This window comes from Pseudomonas sp. NPDC087346 (assembly GCF_044744235.1).
In the GTDB taxonomy this organism is placed as follows: domain Bacteria; phylum Pseudomonadota; class Gammaproteobacteria; order Pseudomonadales; family Pseudomonadaceae; genus Aquipseudomonas.
Genome location: NZ_JBIUXX010000051.1, coordinates 1 through 16,957, shown reverse-complemented (window position 1 = coordinate 16,957; position 16,957 = coordinate 1). Strand labels below are relative to the sequence as shown.

The window sequence follows — 16,957 nt, the reverse complement described above, 5'->3', positions numbered from 1 at the left end:
AAATTTTTCTAATGGCTGGTCCGAGATATCGTCGTTTGTCGAACCACAGCGGACTGCCTAAATTGGCCGCGCTGATCAGCCGGCCAAGTGGAAAGAACGCCCGCAGTGTAGCGGGATATCACTATCAACACTCATGGAGAGTGGTTCATTTATGTATTCATCCAACCCGACCAGACTCATTTCCTATAGTGCTTTCGGGCTTCTGTTCGGCGCTGCTGCCTGCGTCGCCGCTCCGCAAACCGATGCGCAACTGCAAACGCTGGTAAAGGACGCCGTGACACCGGTCATGCAGCAGCAGAACATTCCTGGCTTGGCCGTCGCCGTCACCATCAATGGCCAACCGCATTACTTTAACTACGGCGTCGCCAGCAAGGACACCAGGCAAAAAGTCAGCGAAGACACCCTGTTCGAGATCGGTTCGGTGAGTAAAACCTTCACCGCGACCCTCACCGGTTACGCCCTCGCTACCGGCAAGCTGAATCTGTCGGACAAGGCCAGCGAGATCTGGCCCGAACTGCGTGGCAGCGCATTCGACGGTATCACCGTGATGCAATTGGCTACCTACAGCGCCGGCGGATTGCCGCTGCAATTCCCGTCCGATGCGGATTCTTCCGACAAGATGCTCGGCTATTTCCAGCACTGGAAACCGGTTTATCCGGCGGGCAGCCATCGTCAGTATTCCAACCCGAGTATCGGTTTGGCCGGGTATCTGGCAGCAAAAAGCCTGGGCCAGCCGTTTGACCAAATAATGAGCGAAACCCTGCTACCGAAACTCGGTCTGCAACACACCTACCTCCAGGTGCCGAGCACGCAGATGGGCCTTTATGCCATGGGCTATAACAAGGACAACCAGCCAGTTCGGGTCAGCCCCGGCGCACTGGATTCGCAAGCCTATGGTGTGAAAACCAGCGCAGCGGACCTGCTGCGTTTCGTCCAGGCCAACCTGAAACCCGGCACGCTCGAAGCGCCACTGCAAAAAGCCATTGCCGCCACCCAATCTGATTACTACAACGTCGGTGACATGACTCAGGGCCTGGGATGGGAAATGTATCGCTACCCGATCAGCCTTGACCGATTGCTGGCCGGCAACAGCACAGAGATGGCCATGCAGGCGCACAAAGTAGAGTGGCTCAAACCGCAACCACCACACCTGGACAACGTGCTGATCAATAAAACCGGCTCGACGGGCGGCTTTGGCAGTTACGTGGCGTTCGTACCGTCGAAAGATGTTGGCGTGGTAATACTGGCCAACAAGAATTTCCCGATCCCGGAACGGATCAAGATTGCCCACACAATTCTCAGCGCCGTTACCGACTAACTGCCTGACTCACCACCAGGGTGATGTGCACAAAAAAAATGGGGGACCTGTGAGGTCGCCCATTTTTGTTTCTGTGCTTAAAGTTGTGCCTGCAACCGCCATCCGACGATATCCATCAGATCACAACTGTCGCGCAAAGGAATCGCCAACACCCGGGCGAAATCCTGCAGCAACAAAGCGTCGTGTCCTTTGCCCTCATCGAGCGCAAGGGTTTCCAACAATTGCGTCACACATCGCAAGCGATATGCCGCCGTGCCGTGCAGCACATCCACCGGGGCTTCACTGTCGATCAACAGGCAGGGAATCTTGCAGTCGATTCCGGTAATGGGGATATATCGCGGTCGCAGGCGTGGATTGCTGGAATCGAATGACCCTGACCCTGTGGGGGGTTCGGGAGGATTTGGAGTTGGCTTTTTCATGGTGAAGTTCCATCGTGGATTGTAGGAAAACTACCGATCTCACTTCCACATGAGGGTGGCAGCTGTACGCAGGTGTGGAAGACCGGGTAAACCCACCAACCCCGGCGCACTCGAAAGTGCTCCCGCGTACAGCCACCAAAACGCGGCAATGTTGACATAAATATCGCCGACATACGTTTTGGAGACGTTGATGGGTGTAACCGATCTCCGGACTTCCACATCCGACCACTGTTTTTTGCAGCGGTCCAAGAAGGTTATTCCTGTGCTCCACAACGCACCAGTTCACCAACGCCGCCGCGCCTTGCAGGAAATTTCCGACGCAGAAGAAGGCAGTCGCGCCGTCGTTTTTTGTTGGCACATGCTGCAACGACTTTTGATTAGCGACGGGATTCGTTGTATCTACACTGGAGCGAACCAATTAGCGGGCGGGGAATGACATAATGCGCGGCAAAGTTTTTAAACCGTCTGACCCTCGAAGGGCGTTGTAATGGAAATTTTCAGCTTTAGCCTAAAGGATGTCGGCCGGTTCACCGATTTGACCGTTTATCTGGCCCCTACCGCAAAGAACCCATCGAACGTGACGGTGCTTGTCGGAAACAACGGCGCGGGTAAAACCACACTTTTAAAATCGTTGGCTACTTCATTGAGCTGGTTGGTTGCTCGAATTCGCACTGAAAAAGGCAGCGGCAGCCATCTAGCGGAAGAGCACATCCGGAACGGCGCCTCTGTCGCAGTAATTTTGATTGCGGCGGCTGATCTATCACTGGCGCGCTCGACCCCTCCAGTTGGAGAGGACGTTCTCTTCTCTTGGGGCATAGCTCGTGGCAAGCAAGGACGAAAAACAGATGTGCATAGTGAGTTAGCAGAAGCTAGCCTGCTGGCAGATCACTACCGAGCACGGCTTACCGCTGATGACAACGCTTCACTGCCGTTAATCGCTTATTACCCAGTAGAGCGTTCGGTCCTTGAGATCCCGCTCAAAATAAAAACCAAACACACCTTCGACCAACTCGACGGCTACGACAACTCGCTCAACCGGGGCGTAGATTTCCGCCGTTTCTTCGAATGGTTCCGCGAACGCGAAGACAGCGAGAACGAAACCGGCATTTCCGACACTGCACTGGCCGAAATCGCCAAAAAATTTGGTACAGACAATGACATCTGGAAAACTCTTTCCAAGCTAAAAGCCTCGTCTCGCGACCGCCAACTGACCGCCGTCCGCTCCGCCATCGCTGCATTCATGCCCGGCTTCAGCAACCTGCGCGTCCAGCGTAAACCGCGCCTGCACATGGCCATCGACAAGGACGGCGTAACCCTCAACGTCGCCCAACTCTCCCAAGGCGAGAAATCGATGATGGCGCTGGTCGGCGATATCGCCCGTCGCCTGGCAATGATGAATCAATCGCTCGACAACCCGCTGCACGGTGACGGCATCGTCCTGATCGACGAAGTAGACCTGCACCTGCATCCGAGATGGCAGCGCAGTCTGATCCGGCAATTGAGCGAAACCTTTCCCAACTGCCAGTTTGTCCTGACCACTCACTCGCCACTGGTCATCAGCGATGCGAAAGACGTGCTGGTTTACGTGCTCAACGACGGTGAAATCCACGAGCACAATGGGCTTTATGGGCTGGACGCCAATCAGGTTCTGCTCGAAGTAATGGACACCGACATCCGTAACAGCGACGTGCAGAAGCGCCTGAATCGGTTGATGGAGCGTTTGCAGGACAATGACCTGAAAGCGGCGAAGTCTCTTTTCGCCGAACTTTCCGATGAGTTGCCGCAGGGTCATATCGAATTGGCAAAAGCCACGCTGCTGATCCGCAAACTGGAGCTACGTCGTGCGTAAGATCGACAAAGGAACTGAACCTGCGGTAATGGCTCAATGGAAGCGAGCAAACAGCACCTCGACTTACCAGGATTTACCACCCGAAGAACGTCAAACCGTGCGCACGGCCTGTATCACTGAACAATTTGGACTTTGCGCGTATTGCTGCCAGTCGATCACTGTCGATACGGCGCACAACGAACATGTCGAAGCTCAGAACCGCAATCGCGCCCGCACTCTGGATTTCAGCAATATCGTCGCAAGTTGCCAAAGTCATCAGCACTGCGGACATGCTCGTGGAACCCAGCTTTTGGGGCTGACGCCATTCATGGCTGAATGTGAGTCCGAGCTCAGGTTCTACTTGTCAGGGCGGGTAATCGGTACCACCGACCGAGCGGCTGACTCAGTCAGAACCTTGAAACTTGGCGATACCGAAGAAAGTAACCGCGGGCTTATCGGGAAACGAAAAAAAATGGTCGACGACCTTATTTTTACCGGTGGACTGCAGCCTGGTGAGCTAGAGGACGAGGAGCTTCTGGGTATTCTTCTTGTAGACATGCTGAGACCCGACAACGGCTTGCTTCAGCCCTTCTCCCCTGTCCTCGTAAACGTCCTGCGTCAATTCCTGCTGTAATCATTGCCGCAACCCCATCCACGACATCATCCTCCTCTACACGACACCCACCATTGCATCACCCCGCAAACAACGTAGGATCGCGCTCTTTTTTCACACGCCCCTGCCACGCATCCCCCGCGCCGCGCTCTTCGCGCTGGCGCGGCTATGCTGAAACAGGGCATGAGGGCTGATTGATGAAAGTGCTGTTGGTCGATGATCACGCGGTTGTACGCATGGCGATCGGGATGATTCTGACCCGCGAAGGCCATGAGATTGTCGGTGAATGCGACAACGGCGTGGATGCGTTGAGCAAAGCTTTCGAGCTCAAGCCCGATGCGATTGTGCTGGACCTCGATATCCCGCAACTCGACGGTATGGCGGTGATTGACCGCTTGCGCAGCGGCGGCAGCAGCGCCCACGTGTTGGTGCATACCGGGTTGAAAAGTCCGACGTATGCCGCGCAATGTCTGCGCGCCGGGGCTTCGGCGTTTTTGTCGAAGGTCGATGATCCAGTGGAGATTGCCACGGCGCTGAAAGCCGTGGCCAGCGGCAAGACCTGGTTTCCAGTGGGCGCGCTGAATTCGGTGCGGCACAGCGATTTTGCGCAGAACGATGCGCAACTGCTCGACGGCATCACCCGCCGTGAGCTCAAGGTGTTGCACGGTCTGGCCGAAGGTAAAAGCAACAAGCAGATCGCCGACGACATGTTGCTCAGCAACAAGACCGTCAGTACCTACAAGACCCGCCTGATGCAAAAGCTCAACGCCAACACCCTGCTTGAGCTGATCGAATTCGCCAAACGCAATCATCTGGTCTGAACCATGAACCGCAGCGTACGTCTGCTCAGCGTGTTGATTCTGGCGCTGTTGGCGCTGGCCGCACACGCCGAACCGCTGACCCTGCTCAGCCGCGCCGCCGACAATCGAATCACGCCGGTCTTGAGCAGCGCCCAGCATGAATGGCTGATACACAAGGCTGTATTGCGTGCCGGGGTGTATCTGCCTGATCGACCGCCGCTGGATGTCACCGCCAATCAACGGGACTACGAAGGACTGTCGGCGGACTACCTCGATATTCTCGCCCGTGCCTTGGGCTTGCGCGTGCAGGTCGAGCGTTTTGCCAGCCAGGCCGAGGCGCTGGCGGCATTGCAACGTGGTGAAGTCGATCTGGTGCCGCGCATCAATCACCTCGAAGCGTCCTACAGCGACCTGCGCATGAGCGCGCCGTATGCCTACGACCAGGCCGTGCTGGTGAGCCGCTTCGGCACGCATTGGGCGAACAATGAGTTGCCGGCAGGTTTCACCGTGCTGTTCGATCCGGACTGGATCGTCGAAAGCCGAGTGACCGCGCTGTTTCCCGATCATCCGCACCAAGCCGTCGCCTCGACCCCGGATGGCCTGGGGCTGGTGGCGTACGGCGAAAATCGGGTGCTGCTGAGCGATGCGATTTCCGCGCAATACCTGCTCGCACGCAGTTACCAACAAAGCCTGAAACAGACCATTCAACGTGACTCCGAAGGTCTGGGCTTCAGCTTCGCCGTGCACCACGACGCCGCGCAGTTGTTGAATCTGCTCAATGGCGTACTGGCGAAAATCACCCCGCAGGAACGGCAGGAAATCGCCGGGCGCTGGGGGATCGGCACCAATCCGAAACTCGGTTATAGCCGTCTGCAACTGACACCGGACGAACAGCAGTGGATCAAGGACCACCCGCAAATCGAAGTGCTGGCCAACGATCTGTATCCGCCGTTCAGCTTTTTCGATGCCCAAGGCCAGATGCGTGGCATGGCGGCCGACCTGCTGGAGCTGATCAACGACCGCACCGGGCTGGTGTTCCGACCGGCGCAGATGTCTTCGATCGACGCGCTGACCAGCCGTGCGCAACGCTATCCGCCGGCGCTGATCGGCGCCATGACCTACAGCGCCCAGCGCGAAGCGCAATTGGCATTTTCCCGGGCCTACGTGACCAATCCGTTTGTGCTGGTGACCCGCACGCAGAGCGGGCATCCGGGCATGGATGGACTGGAAGGCCAGCGGGTCGCGATCATCAAGGATTCGGCCGCCGCCAATTGGCTGCAACGCGAATGGCCCGACGTGCGCAAAGTGGAAGTCGATACGCCGATTGAAACCTACGAGTTGCTCGCCGAAGGCCAGGTCGAAGGGGTGATTCAGCCGCAAATGGGCGCTGCGTATCTGATCGACCGCTACTTCCGTGGCCGCCTGCAAATCGACTCGGTACTCGGTTCGCAGCCGGCGCTGATCGCCTTCGCAACCGGCAAAAACAACCCGACGCTGGTGTCGATCCTCAACAAGGCCTTGCTCGACATCCCGCCCGATGTCTTCAACGAACTGGCCAACCGTTGGCAAAATCCGCAGGACAGTCAGGATGGCTGGGGCGCTTACAAAAACTGGATTCTGCGTGCGGGTTTGGTACTGGTGATGGCGCTGCTGGCAATCGTCGCGTGGAATCTTGGCCTGCGCGCGCAGATCGCTCAGCGGCTCAAAGCGCAAAAAGCCTTGAGCGATCAGTTGCTGTTCATGCAAGTGCTGGTGGACGGCACGCCGCACCCGATTTACGTGCGCGACCGCAAAGGTGTGCTGCTGAGTTGCAACCGCGCCTATTTGCAGGTCATGGACGTCGAACTCGATCAAGTGCTGAACAAGGGACTGATCGAGGCGAACATTCTGCCGCTCGACACCGCCCACAGTTACAAGCGCATTCACCGCGCCACGCTGGAAAGCGGTCTGCCGTCGTTCGACAACTTCGCCATGACGGTCAAGGGCACCACCTACCACATCTATCACTGGGCGCTGCCCTACCGCGATTCCGATGGCAGCATGACCGGGGTGATCGGCGGCTGGATCGACCTCACCGAACAGCAACATCTGCAACACGCGCTGTTGCAAGCCAAGCATCAGGCCGAGGCTGCCAACCGGGGCAAAAGTCATTTTCTGGCGGTGATGAGTCATGAAATCCGCACGCCGATGAGTGCGCTGATCGGCGTGCTTGAGTTGCTGCGCAACCGCCACTCGCAGCCCTCGGAAGACGCCGAACTGATCGACATCGCCGAAAAGTCCGCCGGCGGCATGATGGAGCTGATCGGCGAGATTCTCGACCTGAGCAAAATCGAGTCCGCGCAATTTGAACTGCGCAGCAGTCGCTGCTATCCGCAACGGCTGGCGCGCACCGTGGTGCAGGGTTTTGCCAGCCTCGCGCAACAGAAAAACGTTGAGCTGACGTTCAGCGCGCAGGATGCCGACCTCGCGGTGGAACTCGACTCGCTGCGCTTTCGGCAAATTCTCTCCAATCTGTTGAGCAACGCGATCAAGTTCACGCCACAAGGTTTGGTCAGCGTCGAGCTGAGTCTGATCCCGGATGGCACAACGGCGCAGTTGCGCGTCAGCGTGCGGGACACTGGCATCGGCATGGATGAGCAGCAGCGTCTGCGCCTGTTTCAGCCATACACCCAGTTCGAAACCGGCGACAGCGAAGTGCAGATCGGCAGCGGTCTTGGGCTGTCGATCTGCCGACAACTGACCGAGCGCATGGGCGGCCAACTGACCTGTACCAGCCTGCCTGGACAGGGTTCGTGTTTTACGTTGAGTCTGGACGTGACATTGCTCGCCGACGAACAACCGCCGCCGACTCTTGCCATCGAACAGCTGCCGCCGCTGCCCGTGCGCCATGTGCTGATCGTCGAGGATCACGAGTTCAATCGCGTGGTGTTGCAGCGGCAGCTAGAGTCGCTGGGGATGCGTGTGACCAGCGCCGAGAATGGCCTCGAAGGTCTGCGTCTGTGGGGCGAAGATGCCTTTGATTATCTGATCACCGACTGCAACATGCCGCTGCTCAATGGCGACAAGATGACCCGTCGCTTGCGTGCCATCGAAGCCGCCGAGGGGCGCAGGCCCACTCACGTAATCGGCCTGACGGCCAACGCCCAGCCGCAGGAAATCCAGCGTTGCCTCGATGCCGGAATGAACGATTGCCTGTTCAAACCGCTGACCCGCTGCGTGCTGGAACGCTATCTGCGTGAAGCCGAACAAACTCGTCAGGCTAACGCACCCTGCTTCGACCTGTCGAAAGTCAGCGCCATTACTGCCGGCGACAATGCCCTGACCCGGCAACTGCTCGCCACCGTACTGCGCACCAATCAAGAGGACTTCGACGCCATGCAGGCGTTGTTCACTGCCGGCGATGTTTCCGGGATGAACCGCTGCTGCCACAAGATTCTCGGCAGTGCACGGATCATTCATGCCGCGGGACTGATTGCCGCCTGCGAGCAACTGGAGTCGGCCTGCGAAACAACTGCGACACGCCAGGAGTTGTATCGCCTGTTCGAAAACTTCGTGCAGCAGATGAAGCGTTTGCAGTCACACCTGCAAACGGCGCTGAGCAGCCAACCTGTGTAGGACGCTTCCTACAAAAACTTGGGAAGTGCCTGCCTGATCCCTCTCCCTCACCTACGCAGAATTCGCCGCTTCTTCTCCCTGTTGTCGGCGGATCATTATGTTTGCGTTGGGTGTGCGGTTTTCTCGGATATCGATGTCGGGTGCATTGCTGCTAGCGGGTGCGCCGCTGTCGGTGAATGCTGCCGATTGTAATGCGCTGCATTGTCTGACGACGCCGCTGGCGAACATGACTGTGGACAACGGCGATATATTCGCCGTCGGCACTGGCGGCGACCTCAGCGACAGCAGTGTCAGCTTCGGTGAGATTCTCATCCTCGAAGAAGGTGTGACCAGCGGCACCACGGTCAGCAATAGCGGACGCTTGACGGTGCTGGACGATGGCAAGGCATTCGACAGCCTGGTCGAAAACGGCGTGATGGTGGTGGCTGGATCGGCCTCGGCGCTGACCACGCACATACTGGATGGCGATTTTGAAGTAACGCAAAACGCAGTGGTCAGCGATACGGCCATCGACGGCGGAACGATGTACGTGTTCGGCAACGCCACGGCGAAAGACACCCGCATCGCCAACAGTGCGGTGACGGTGTATGAGTCCGGCAACATGCAGCGCACGGTCATCAATGACGGCGGCACGATGTCACTCAGTGATCGCGCCACGGCCAGCGACACGCAGGTCAATCAGGGCGGTGTGCTCGACAGTGTGGCCGGCACCGGAGTGTTCAACACCACGGTCAATCGCGGCGGACTGATGGTGTTGGGTGATCGAGCCAGTGCCAGCGATACCACGCTTAATGACGGCGGTATGTTGAAGCTCAAGGGTGACGCAATTCTCGGCGGCAGCAACCGCATCGATGGTCATGTTGCCTTTGCCGATCCGGCGGTCACCGGCACCTTCCATACGTTGAATATCAATGGCTCGTTGAGCGGCAACGGGACGTTCTTGATTAACACTGATCTGGCTGCTTCACGTGGTGACCGGATCAACGTGCAGGGCCCGATCAGTGATCTGCACACGCTGGTAGTGGCCGATTCCGGCACCGCGCCAAGCGGTGCTCAGCAGTCGTTGATGCTGGTGAACGGCCATGGTGGCAGCGGCGATTTCCAGCTCTACGGCAGCACGGTCGATGCCGGGGCTTATCGTTACTCGCTGCAAAAACAGGGTGATGACTGGTATCTGGCGAAACCGTCGATCAACACCCCGGACGTCAGCATTGAGGAGCCGCAGACTCCGCTGCCAGCAGGCAAACCTGATCCGGTTGCCGAGCCGGTCCTGCCGCCGTCCATCAATCCTCCAGCGAAACAGGCTGACAGCCTGAGCAAAGGCGCCAATGCTGCCGTTGCCGGCCAAGCGGCCGCCGCTGCATTGCTCGGGGCACAAGCCGGCAGCCTGCAACAGCACTTTTCAAGTTTGCGCTCGGGCAAGGATCAGGGTGGTTTGTGGAGCCATGGCTACGGCGCCGAACAACGGATCGACACCGATAGCAGCCGTGCTTTTCAACAGCAGGTCAACGGTGTGGAAATCGGTGCCGATCAGGCGTTTGCCGTGGCCAATGGCACCCTGTATGTCGGCGGCCTGGTCGGCCAGGGTCGGGGACAACAGGATTTCGGCGAACGCAGCAACGGCACCATCGACAGCGTCACGCTGGGTGGTTACGCGAGTTATCAGGATCACGACGGCCTCTACATCGACACCACGCTGAAATACTCGCGACTGAACAACGACATCAAGATCACCAGCAACCTCGGCGACCCGGTCAAGGCGCATTATCAGAACCATGCGCTGAGTGCCGATGCGCAGGCCGGCAAGGTGATTGAGCTTGATCGCGGCTGGTTTGTCGAACCGCAAGTTGGCGTGCAAGTGGCGCGGGTCAGCGGTGGCAGCTACACCGCCAGCAATGGCCTTGCTGTGGAACAGGAGGCAATGGTTTCGCTGCAAAGCCGGGTTGGCGCGCAGTTCGGTCGCCAATTGCAACTGGACAGCGGCTTGCGGTTGAAGCCTTACGTGAAAGCAACGTGGGTGACCGAACATGCCGGTGACAGCACGGTGAAGGTCAACGGTTCAAGTCTGGACAGCCGGTTGCCGGGTTCACGAGTAGAACTGGCGGGCGGGTTGATGCTGGCGGCAGGGCAAAACCATCATGTCTATGTTGAAGGGCAATATGTAGAAGGCAGCGATATCAAACAGCCGTGGGCGGCGACGGTCGGATATCGCTATAGCTGGTAACCCCCGCAAAAAACTGTAGGAGTGAGCCTGCTCGCGATGGCGGTGTGTCAATCAACATAAGTGTTGGCTGGATAACCGCTATCGCGAGCAGGCTCACTCCTACAGGGGTTCAGTCATCCGGCATTTCTGCTGGCTTGGCTGGTTTCGCGGGCTTGGTCGGTTTTGCGCCCTTCGCGCCTTTGGTTGCTGGCTCGGTGGCGGCAGCAGGTGTCGTGACGCTCGGTGGCGCGATGTCCTTCTCGGTCGCAGGCAACGCATCAACCGTGTCGAAGACCTTCTTCAGATCGACAGACTTCGCTTCATCCCCCGATGCCGAGAGTTTGGTTTCGCCGTCCTTGCCCACCAGGAAAACTTTCGGATACGCCCCGGCACCGAGTTTCAGCGAACGCAGCAGCGCCATGGTGTCTTGCTGGCCAAGGTCCTTGCCGTCGAGTTGACCGGACATGTTGAGAATGGTGTAGACCTTGATGTTGCGGTCGGCGATGCCCTTTTTATTCGCCGGGTCCTCCAGTGACTTTTTCAAGCCGACCCACACCGGGTCAACGGTGCTCGACGCAATGACGATCAGCGGTCGGGCTCTGCCCATGTCCCCGGCTATCGGCGAATCGTTGTCAGCGGCGAACGAGGGGCCGGCAATCGCCAGCAAGAGTGTCAGGGTCAGTGACCTGATGAGCATGCGCATCTCCTTTTGATATCCACGCTCTAATGATTGCGCATCGCGGCGATTGTTCCGGGGTCGTGCCCGGCTAATTTGTTTCGCCTTGTCAGAAGCTTAGGTCAGCGTGCTCATTGCGCAACCGGATACGGTCGATCCTGACGCAGATTTGATTACCTTTTATGACCGCATTAGGGTGGTCGTTCTGCCAACGAAACGGAGTTCACCGCGCATGCATATCGACTACCTGTGCAACCACCCCAATCTGATTGGGGAGCTGGCCGAACTCAACTTCAAGGAATGGGGCGAGTTCCGCCCCGGCGACACACTTGAGGCGCGCACCGAACGCATGCGTGCAGCCTGTGGCAAAGGCGCGATTCCCAGCGTGGTGGTGGCGATTGAGGATTCACAATTGCTCGGCGGTGCGCTGCTGATCGACAGCGACATGAAGATTCGTCCGCAACTGACGCCATGGCTGGCCGGGGTCTACGTGAAGGCCGAACAGCGTGGTCGCGGGGTTGCCTCGCAACTGGTCAAGCGGATCGTTGACGAAGCTGCGGCCCTAGATGTGCGGGAGTTGTATCTGTACACCGACGCGGCACAGTCGCTGTATGCGCGACTGGGTTGGGAGGTGGTGGAGGATCTGGTTTACGAAGAGTTGCCGGTGACGGTGATGAAATTCACCATCCCACGCTGAATGTGGTGAATGAGAAACCCTGTGGCAAGGAGATTTATCCCCTCACCACAGGTCTGTATCGCCACCACGCTGGTGCCATGACTCAAAACGCCAGCTTATAGCCGATCAACACCAGCATCGTCGCCAGGCATGGGCGCAGCACTTCGTCGGAGATGCGTCCGGTCAGGTGGCTGCCGAGCCAGATGCCCGGAAGCGAACCGATCAGCAAGAAGCCCAGCACGCCCCAATCCATGTTGCCCATGCTCGCGTGGCCGAGGCCTGCGACCAGGGTCAGCGGTACGGCGTGGGCGATTTCAGTGCCGACCAGACGACGGGTCGGCAACAGCGGATAAAGGATAAACAACGCCACGGTGCCGAGGGCGCCAGCGCCAATCGAGGTCAGGGCGACCATGGTGCCGAGGATCAGACCGGTGATCACGGTCAGCACATTCAGCCGCGAACCGCTCGGGTTGTAGTTGCCGCCCGCACGTTTATGGGCGAAGGCCAGCAAGCGCTTCTTGAAGAAGATCGCCAGTGCGGTCGCAAACAGGACGAAGCCCAGGGCTTGCTTGATGATCGCGTTCATCGCGTCGGGCGCGGTGTGCAGGGAGCTGAGGAACCACAACGTCATCGCCACCGCCGGCACGCTGCCGAGGGTCAGCCAACCGGTAATCGCCCAGTCGATGTTGTCGTTCTTTTTGTGCACCAGCACGCCGCTGGATTTGGTAATGGCTGCGTACAGCAGGTCGGTGCCGACCGCCGTTGCCGGGTTGATGCCGAACCACAGCAGGATCGGCGTCATCAACGAACCACCGCCGACACCGGTCATGCCGACAATAAAACCCACCACCAGCCCGGCAATCACCAGGCCGAAATTTGCCAATTCCATTAAGACGTCCAGAAAACGACAGGGAAAATCTGGCCCGCAGCATAGCGATTTTTCTTATAACCACATATATCGATGCGGTCTATCGTTATGCCTTGGAGGAGTGAGCCTGCTCGCGATGGCTATGTACCAGTCAACGTTAACGTCAGCTGACAGGGCCTCATCGCGAGCAGGCTCACTCCTACAATGGAACGCGGTGAGTCAGTGAATTCGCCGTCCCGGCTTGAAGCTGTGGTTGCTGTTGATCCATACCGTAGCCAGTGCGATCAGCGACAGGATCAGCAGCGCCCACGGAAACGACATTGCCCCCGCCTGATCCAGCAGCAATCCGCCGAACAGACCGCCACCGGCAATCGCCACGTTCCACGAGGTGGTGAGCATTGCCTGCACCACATCGACATGGTCACCGGCCGAATCCGCCGCCGCAGTCAGCAGCAACGTCGCCGAGCCGCCAAACGACAGGCCCCAAACGGCCATGCATGCATAAACCAGCCATGGCGACGGAGCGGCGAGCGCCAACACCAGCGCAGTCACGGCAAACACTGCGAGGCTGATCAGCGTCAGCCAGCGCAGCCAGCGATCCACCAGCATGCCGATGATCCAGATCCCCAGCAGCGAGCACAGGCCGAACACCAGCAGCACCAGATCCACCCGTTCGGCGAGTCCGGCCTGCATCAGGAAAGGCGAGATGTAGGTGTAAAGAATGTTGTGGCCGAGCATCCACGTCAGCACCACAAACAGCACCGGCCGCACGCCCGGCAGACGCAGGGATTCAAGCAGCGGCAAACGTTCGGCGCTGGCCTGTCCCGGACGATCCGGCACCGCCATGACAATCCACGCCGCCAGCACCAGCGCCAGTGCAGACATGATGCCGAAAGACGCGCGCCAACCAATCAGATTGCCCAGCCACGTGCCTGCCGGCGTACCCAGCGACAGCGCCACCGGCGTGCCGAGCATGGCAATTGCCAGCGCCCGTCCCTGCTGATGCACCGGCACGATCCCGCGTGCGTAACCGGCCATGATCCCCCACGACAGCCCCGCCGCCATGCCGGCCAGAAAACGCGAGGCCAGGGTCAAACCGTAATGAGTGGAAAACGTGGTGATGGTGTTGAACACGAGGAACCCGCCCACCGTCATCAGCAACACCTTGCGCCGAGGCCAGCCGCGCGTGGCGACGGTCAGCGGAATCGCCGCGACAATCGAACCCAGCGCATACAGCGTCACCAGTTGCCCGGCCAGCACTTCACTGACATCCAGCCCCGCGCCGATCTGCGGCAGCAACCCGGCTGGCAAGGTCTCGGTGAGGATCGCGATGAACCCGGTCATGGCGAACGCCAGCAACGCGGCGTAAGGCAGTTTTTCTGAACGAGTGACGTGTTGCAGGTCGGCGTATTCGGCGCTGGCGGGGTCGGTCATGACGGGTAGTGCTCCCTTTGAGTCAAATTGCACGAGGGATTGTATACAACCATTCTTTCCCTCACACCACCCCTTGTAGGAGCTGCGGCACGCTGCGATCTTTTGACTTTAGTTTTTAGAGCAAGATCAAAAGATCGCAGCGTGCCGCAGCTCCTACGGGGGTTATTGCACTGGCAGGAAATTCAGGAACAGCAGGCTTTGTGCGTAATTCAGACCGATGCGCCGGTAGCGTTCATCGAGCATCTGCGTGATCAGATCCAGTCGCGCCACGATCTTGCCGAACTCCACAGCAAAACTCAGATTACTGCCCTCCTCCGAAATCTCGTTGGAGAACAGCAGCGGCTGGCCTTCCTTGTTCTGCCGCTGGGACAGAATCCATGTGGCTTTTTCGATATTGCGCGCCGCGTTATGCACGAACGTCGGGTTGATCGCATCGGTCATGTAGAACTCGAGGCGATTACCGTGCGCCGTGACCAGCATGCTGCCGATCGCATAGATGAAGGCGCCGACCCGGTCGCCGAGAAACTCCGGGCTCATGGCGTAACTGAGCGCCGCCAGATCCTTTCTGCCACCCAGCACTGGCAACGGCTGTTGCTGCTCGATGGCCAGCCGCACTTGTTTCACCGCTGTCTTGATGTCGAGAAATCCTGATTTGCGCAGCTCCTCGGGGTTGCGCATGTACAGCTTGCCCATCAACCGGTAAAGACTGTTGAGGTTATCGCGCATCGCCAGTGTGGCCATGCGGTCGACGCTGGTTTGCAGAAACTCCTGAGGCTGGCCATTGCGAACCTGGGTGAAGAAGTCATTGCCGTCCTGATGACTGCAACCGCTGAGCAACAGCGATGTCAGACAAGCAAGCAGCAGGCATGGGCGGCGCACAGACGCGGCGATCAGATAAAAAACTCTCGGCATGAATTCTCGAACAGGCACATTCCTGTGCGGCGGGAGTCACCGCATCCTGGCAAGGGATAGAGCCGCCGATAGCGAAAAAGTGCAGTACGCGATGGCATGACCCGACCTTCGGCATTTGACACCCGGCAAATTTAGTCGGACTTTATCTTTGCAATAAACGATTAATCCGCTATAAATTTTTATCTTTACCGCAATTAGTATGACTACTTGAACCTATTCCAAAACAACAAAAAGGAAGGTCAAACCATGCTTCAATCCCGTCACTTGCTCTCCGGCCTCGGACTGTCCCTGATGATTGCCACCCTCTCCGCCAACGCCGCCGGCCTCGCCAGCGAACACAAAGCCTTCGGCAAAACCAATGACGGCACGCCCGTCGAGCAGTACATCCTGCGCAACAGCCACGGCATGCAAGCCACTGTCATCACCTACGGCGCGACCTTGCAATCGCTGCGCGTCGCCGACAAACACGGCAAGGTCGACGACGTGGTGCTCGGTTTCGATGATGTGCAGGGTTACCAGAAAGGCACCGCGTACTTCGGCGCAACCATCGGCCGTTACGGCAATCGCCTGGCCGACGGCGCTTTCGAACTCGACGGCAAGCGCTATCAAGTGCCGCAGAACGACAAGTCCAACGCCTTGCACGGCGGCACTGTCGGCTTCGACAAGAAGGTCTGGAAGGCGCAGGAAACCAAGGACAAGGATTCCGTCGGCGTAACCCTGACCTACGTTTCGGCGGACGGCGAAATGGGCTTCCCCGGCAACCTCACCACCGAAGTCACCTATCGCCTGACCGACAACAATGAGTTGCGCATCGACTACAAGGCCAACACCGACAAACCGACGGTGCTGAACCTGACCAACCACAGTTATTTCAACCTCGCCGGTGCCGGCAATGGCGACGTGCTCAAGCAACTCGCCACCCTGCATGCCAGCCATTACACCCCGGTCACGGCCAAGCTGATCCCGACCGGCGAACTGGCGCCTGTGGCCGGCACGCCGATGGATTTCACCAAACCGACGGCCATCGGTACGCACATCAAGGCTGATCACCCACAACTGAAATTCGCCGAACCGAAACAGGGTGGCTTCGATTTCAACTGGGTGCTGGACACCAAGGGCGATGTGAACAAACTGGCGGTCGAGGTCAGCGACCCGCAGTCCGGCCGGCATTTGCAGATGTACACCAGCGAACCGGGCGTGCAGTTCTACACCAGCAACTTCCTCGACGGTTCGATGCAGGGCAAGGCCGGCAAGGCTTACCCGCACTGGGGCGCGTTCACCCTGGAAACGCAACACTACCCAGACTCGCCGAATCAGCCGAACTTCCCGAGCACCCGACTTGATCCGGGACAGACTTACAGCCACAGCGTGATCTACAAGTTTTCAGCGAAGTAAGATCAAAAGATCGCAGCCTTCGGCAGCTCCTACAGGGTGTACATCAATCCCATGTAGATACTCTGTTCACGGTCAAGCTTTTGCGAGGTGTTTGTCGCTAAAAAGCTTGGCCGTATCAAAATCTTCACCCGCTTGCATGCAGGCCCACAGTCCGGTCAGGTATTTGCGCATGACCGCAACGATGGCCTGCATCTTTCTTT

At 58.4% G+C, this 16,957-nt stretch carries 13 protein-coding genes; 8 read left to right on the top strand and 5 right to left on the bottom strand.

All coding sequences use genetic code 11. From position 1 onward, the window contains the following. Nucleotides 1-151 precede the first annotated feature (151 nt). Entirely contained in the window at nt 152-1,318 is a 1,167-nt protein-coding gene (gene ampC / locus ACIOZM_RS24195; protein ID WP_401218224.1) for a class C beta-lactamase, read from the top strand. A gap of 77 nt (nt 1,319-1,395) precedes the next feature. Here ampC and ACIOZM_RS24190 read toward each other — a convergent pair whose 3' ends face one another. After that, nucleotides 1,396-1,665 (bottom strand): hypothetical protein, encoded by a 270-nt coding sequence (locus ACIOZM_RS24190; protein ID WP_401218297.1) that lies wholly within the window; start codon nt 1,663-1,665, stop codon nt 1,396-1,398. Between the two features lie 559 nt (nt 1,666-2,224). Between ACIOZM_RS24190 and ACIOZM_RS24185 the strand changes: the two genes are divergently transcribed. The 5 genes from ACIOZM_RS24185 (at nt 2,225) to ACIOZM_RS24165 (ending at nt 10,817) form a co-directional block, all read left to right on the top strand. Then, entirely contained in the window at nt 2,225-3,586 is a 1,362-nt protein-coding gene (locus ACIOZM_RS24185; RefSeq protein ID WP_401218222.1) for an AAA family ATPase, read from the top strand. Beyond that, complete coding sequence (locus ACIOZM_RS24180; protein WP_401218219.1) at nt 3,579-4,199, top strand: retron system putative HNH endonuclease; 621 nt, start codon at nt 3,579-3,581, stop codon at nt 4,197-4,199. The genes ACIOZM_RS24185 and ACIOZM_RS24180 overlap by 8 nt, the downstream gene beginning before the upstream one ends. 176 nt (nt 4,200-4,375) lie before the next feature. Beyond that, nucleotides 4,376-4,999 (top strand): response regulator, encoded by a 624-nt coding sequence (locus tag ACIOZM_RS24175; protein ID WP_401218216.1) that lies wholly within the window; start codon nt 4,376-4,378, stop codon nt 4,997-4,999. A gap of 3 nt (nt 5,000-5,002) precedes the next feature. Continuing rightward, nucleotides 5,003-8,593, top strand: coding sequence for a transporter substrate-binding domain-containing protein (locus ACIOZM_RS24170; RefSeq protein WP_401218213.1), 3,591 nt, complete (start codon nt 5,003-5,005; stop codon nt 8,591-8,593). A gap of 133 nt (nt 8,594-8,726) precedes the next feature. After that, nucleotides 8,727-10,817 carry an autotransporter outer membrane beta-barrel domain-containing protein gene (locus ACIOZM_RS24165; protein WP_401218210.1) on the top strand — a complete coding sequence of 697 codons (2,091 nt, stop codon included), beginning with the start codon at nt 8,727-8,729 and terminating at the stop codon, nt 10,815-10,817. A 109-nt stretch (nt 10,818-10,926) separates the two neighbouring features. Here ACIOZM_RS24165 and ACIOZM_RS24160 read toward each other — a convergent pair whose 3' ends face one another. Then, on the bottom strand, nt 10,927-11,493 hold the full coding sequence (locus ACIOZM_RS24160) for a DUF4174 domain-containing protein (protein WP_401218207.1): 567 nt from the start codon (nt 11,491-11,493) through the stop codon (nt 10,927-10,929). A gap of 211 nt (nt 11,494-11,704) precedes the next feature. On the opposite strand from ACIOZM_RS24160, the gene ACIOZM_RS24155 reads away from it, so the two are divergent. Then, nucleotides 11,705-12,169 (top strand): GNAT family N-acetyltransferase, encoded by a 465-nt coding sequence (locus ACIOZM_RS24155; RefSeq protein ID WP_401218204.1) that lies wholly within the window; start codon nt 11,705-11,707, stop codon nt 12,167-12,169. A gap of 82 nt (nt 12,170-12,251) precedes the next feature. Here the strand turns inward: ACIOZM_RS24155 and ACIOZM_RS24150 are convergent, their stop codons facing one another. The 3 genes from ACIOZM_RS24150 to ACIOZM_RS24140 form a co-directional block, all read right to left on the bottom strand. Beyond that, the gene (locus ACIOZM_RS24150; RefSeq protein WP_401218201.1) at nt 12,252-13,037 is read right to left on the bottom strand and encodes a sulfite exporter TauE/SafE family protein; all 786 of its coding nucleotides are present in this window, start codon (nt 13,035-13,037) and stop codon (nt 12,252-12,254) included. 198 nt (nt 13,038-13,235) lie between these two features. Next, nucleotides 13,236-14,450, bottom strand: coding sequence for an MFS transporter (locus tag ACIOZM_RS24145; RefSeq protein WP_401218198.1), 1,215 nt, complete (start codon nt 14,448-14,450; stop codon nt 13,236-13,238). Nucleotides 14,451-14,612: 162 nt separating this feature from the next. Beyond that, entirely contained in the window at nt 14,613-15,362 is a 750-nt protein-coding gene (locus ACIOZM_RS24140) for a hypothetical protein (protein WP_401218195.1), read from the bottom strand. Nucleotides 15,363-15,608: 246 nt separating this feature from the next. Here ACIOZM_RS24140 and ACIOZM_RS24135 point away from each other — a divergent pair, with 246 nt between their 5' ends. Beyond that, nucleotides 15,609-16,757 carry an aldose epimerase family protein gene (locus tag ACIOZM_RS24135; protein ID WP_401218192.1) on the top strand — a complete coding sequence of 383 codons (1,149 nt, stop codon included), beginning with the start codon at nt 15,609-15,611 and terminating at the stop codon, nt 16,755-16,757. Nucleotides 16,758-16,957: the final 200 nt, after the last annotated feature.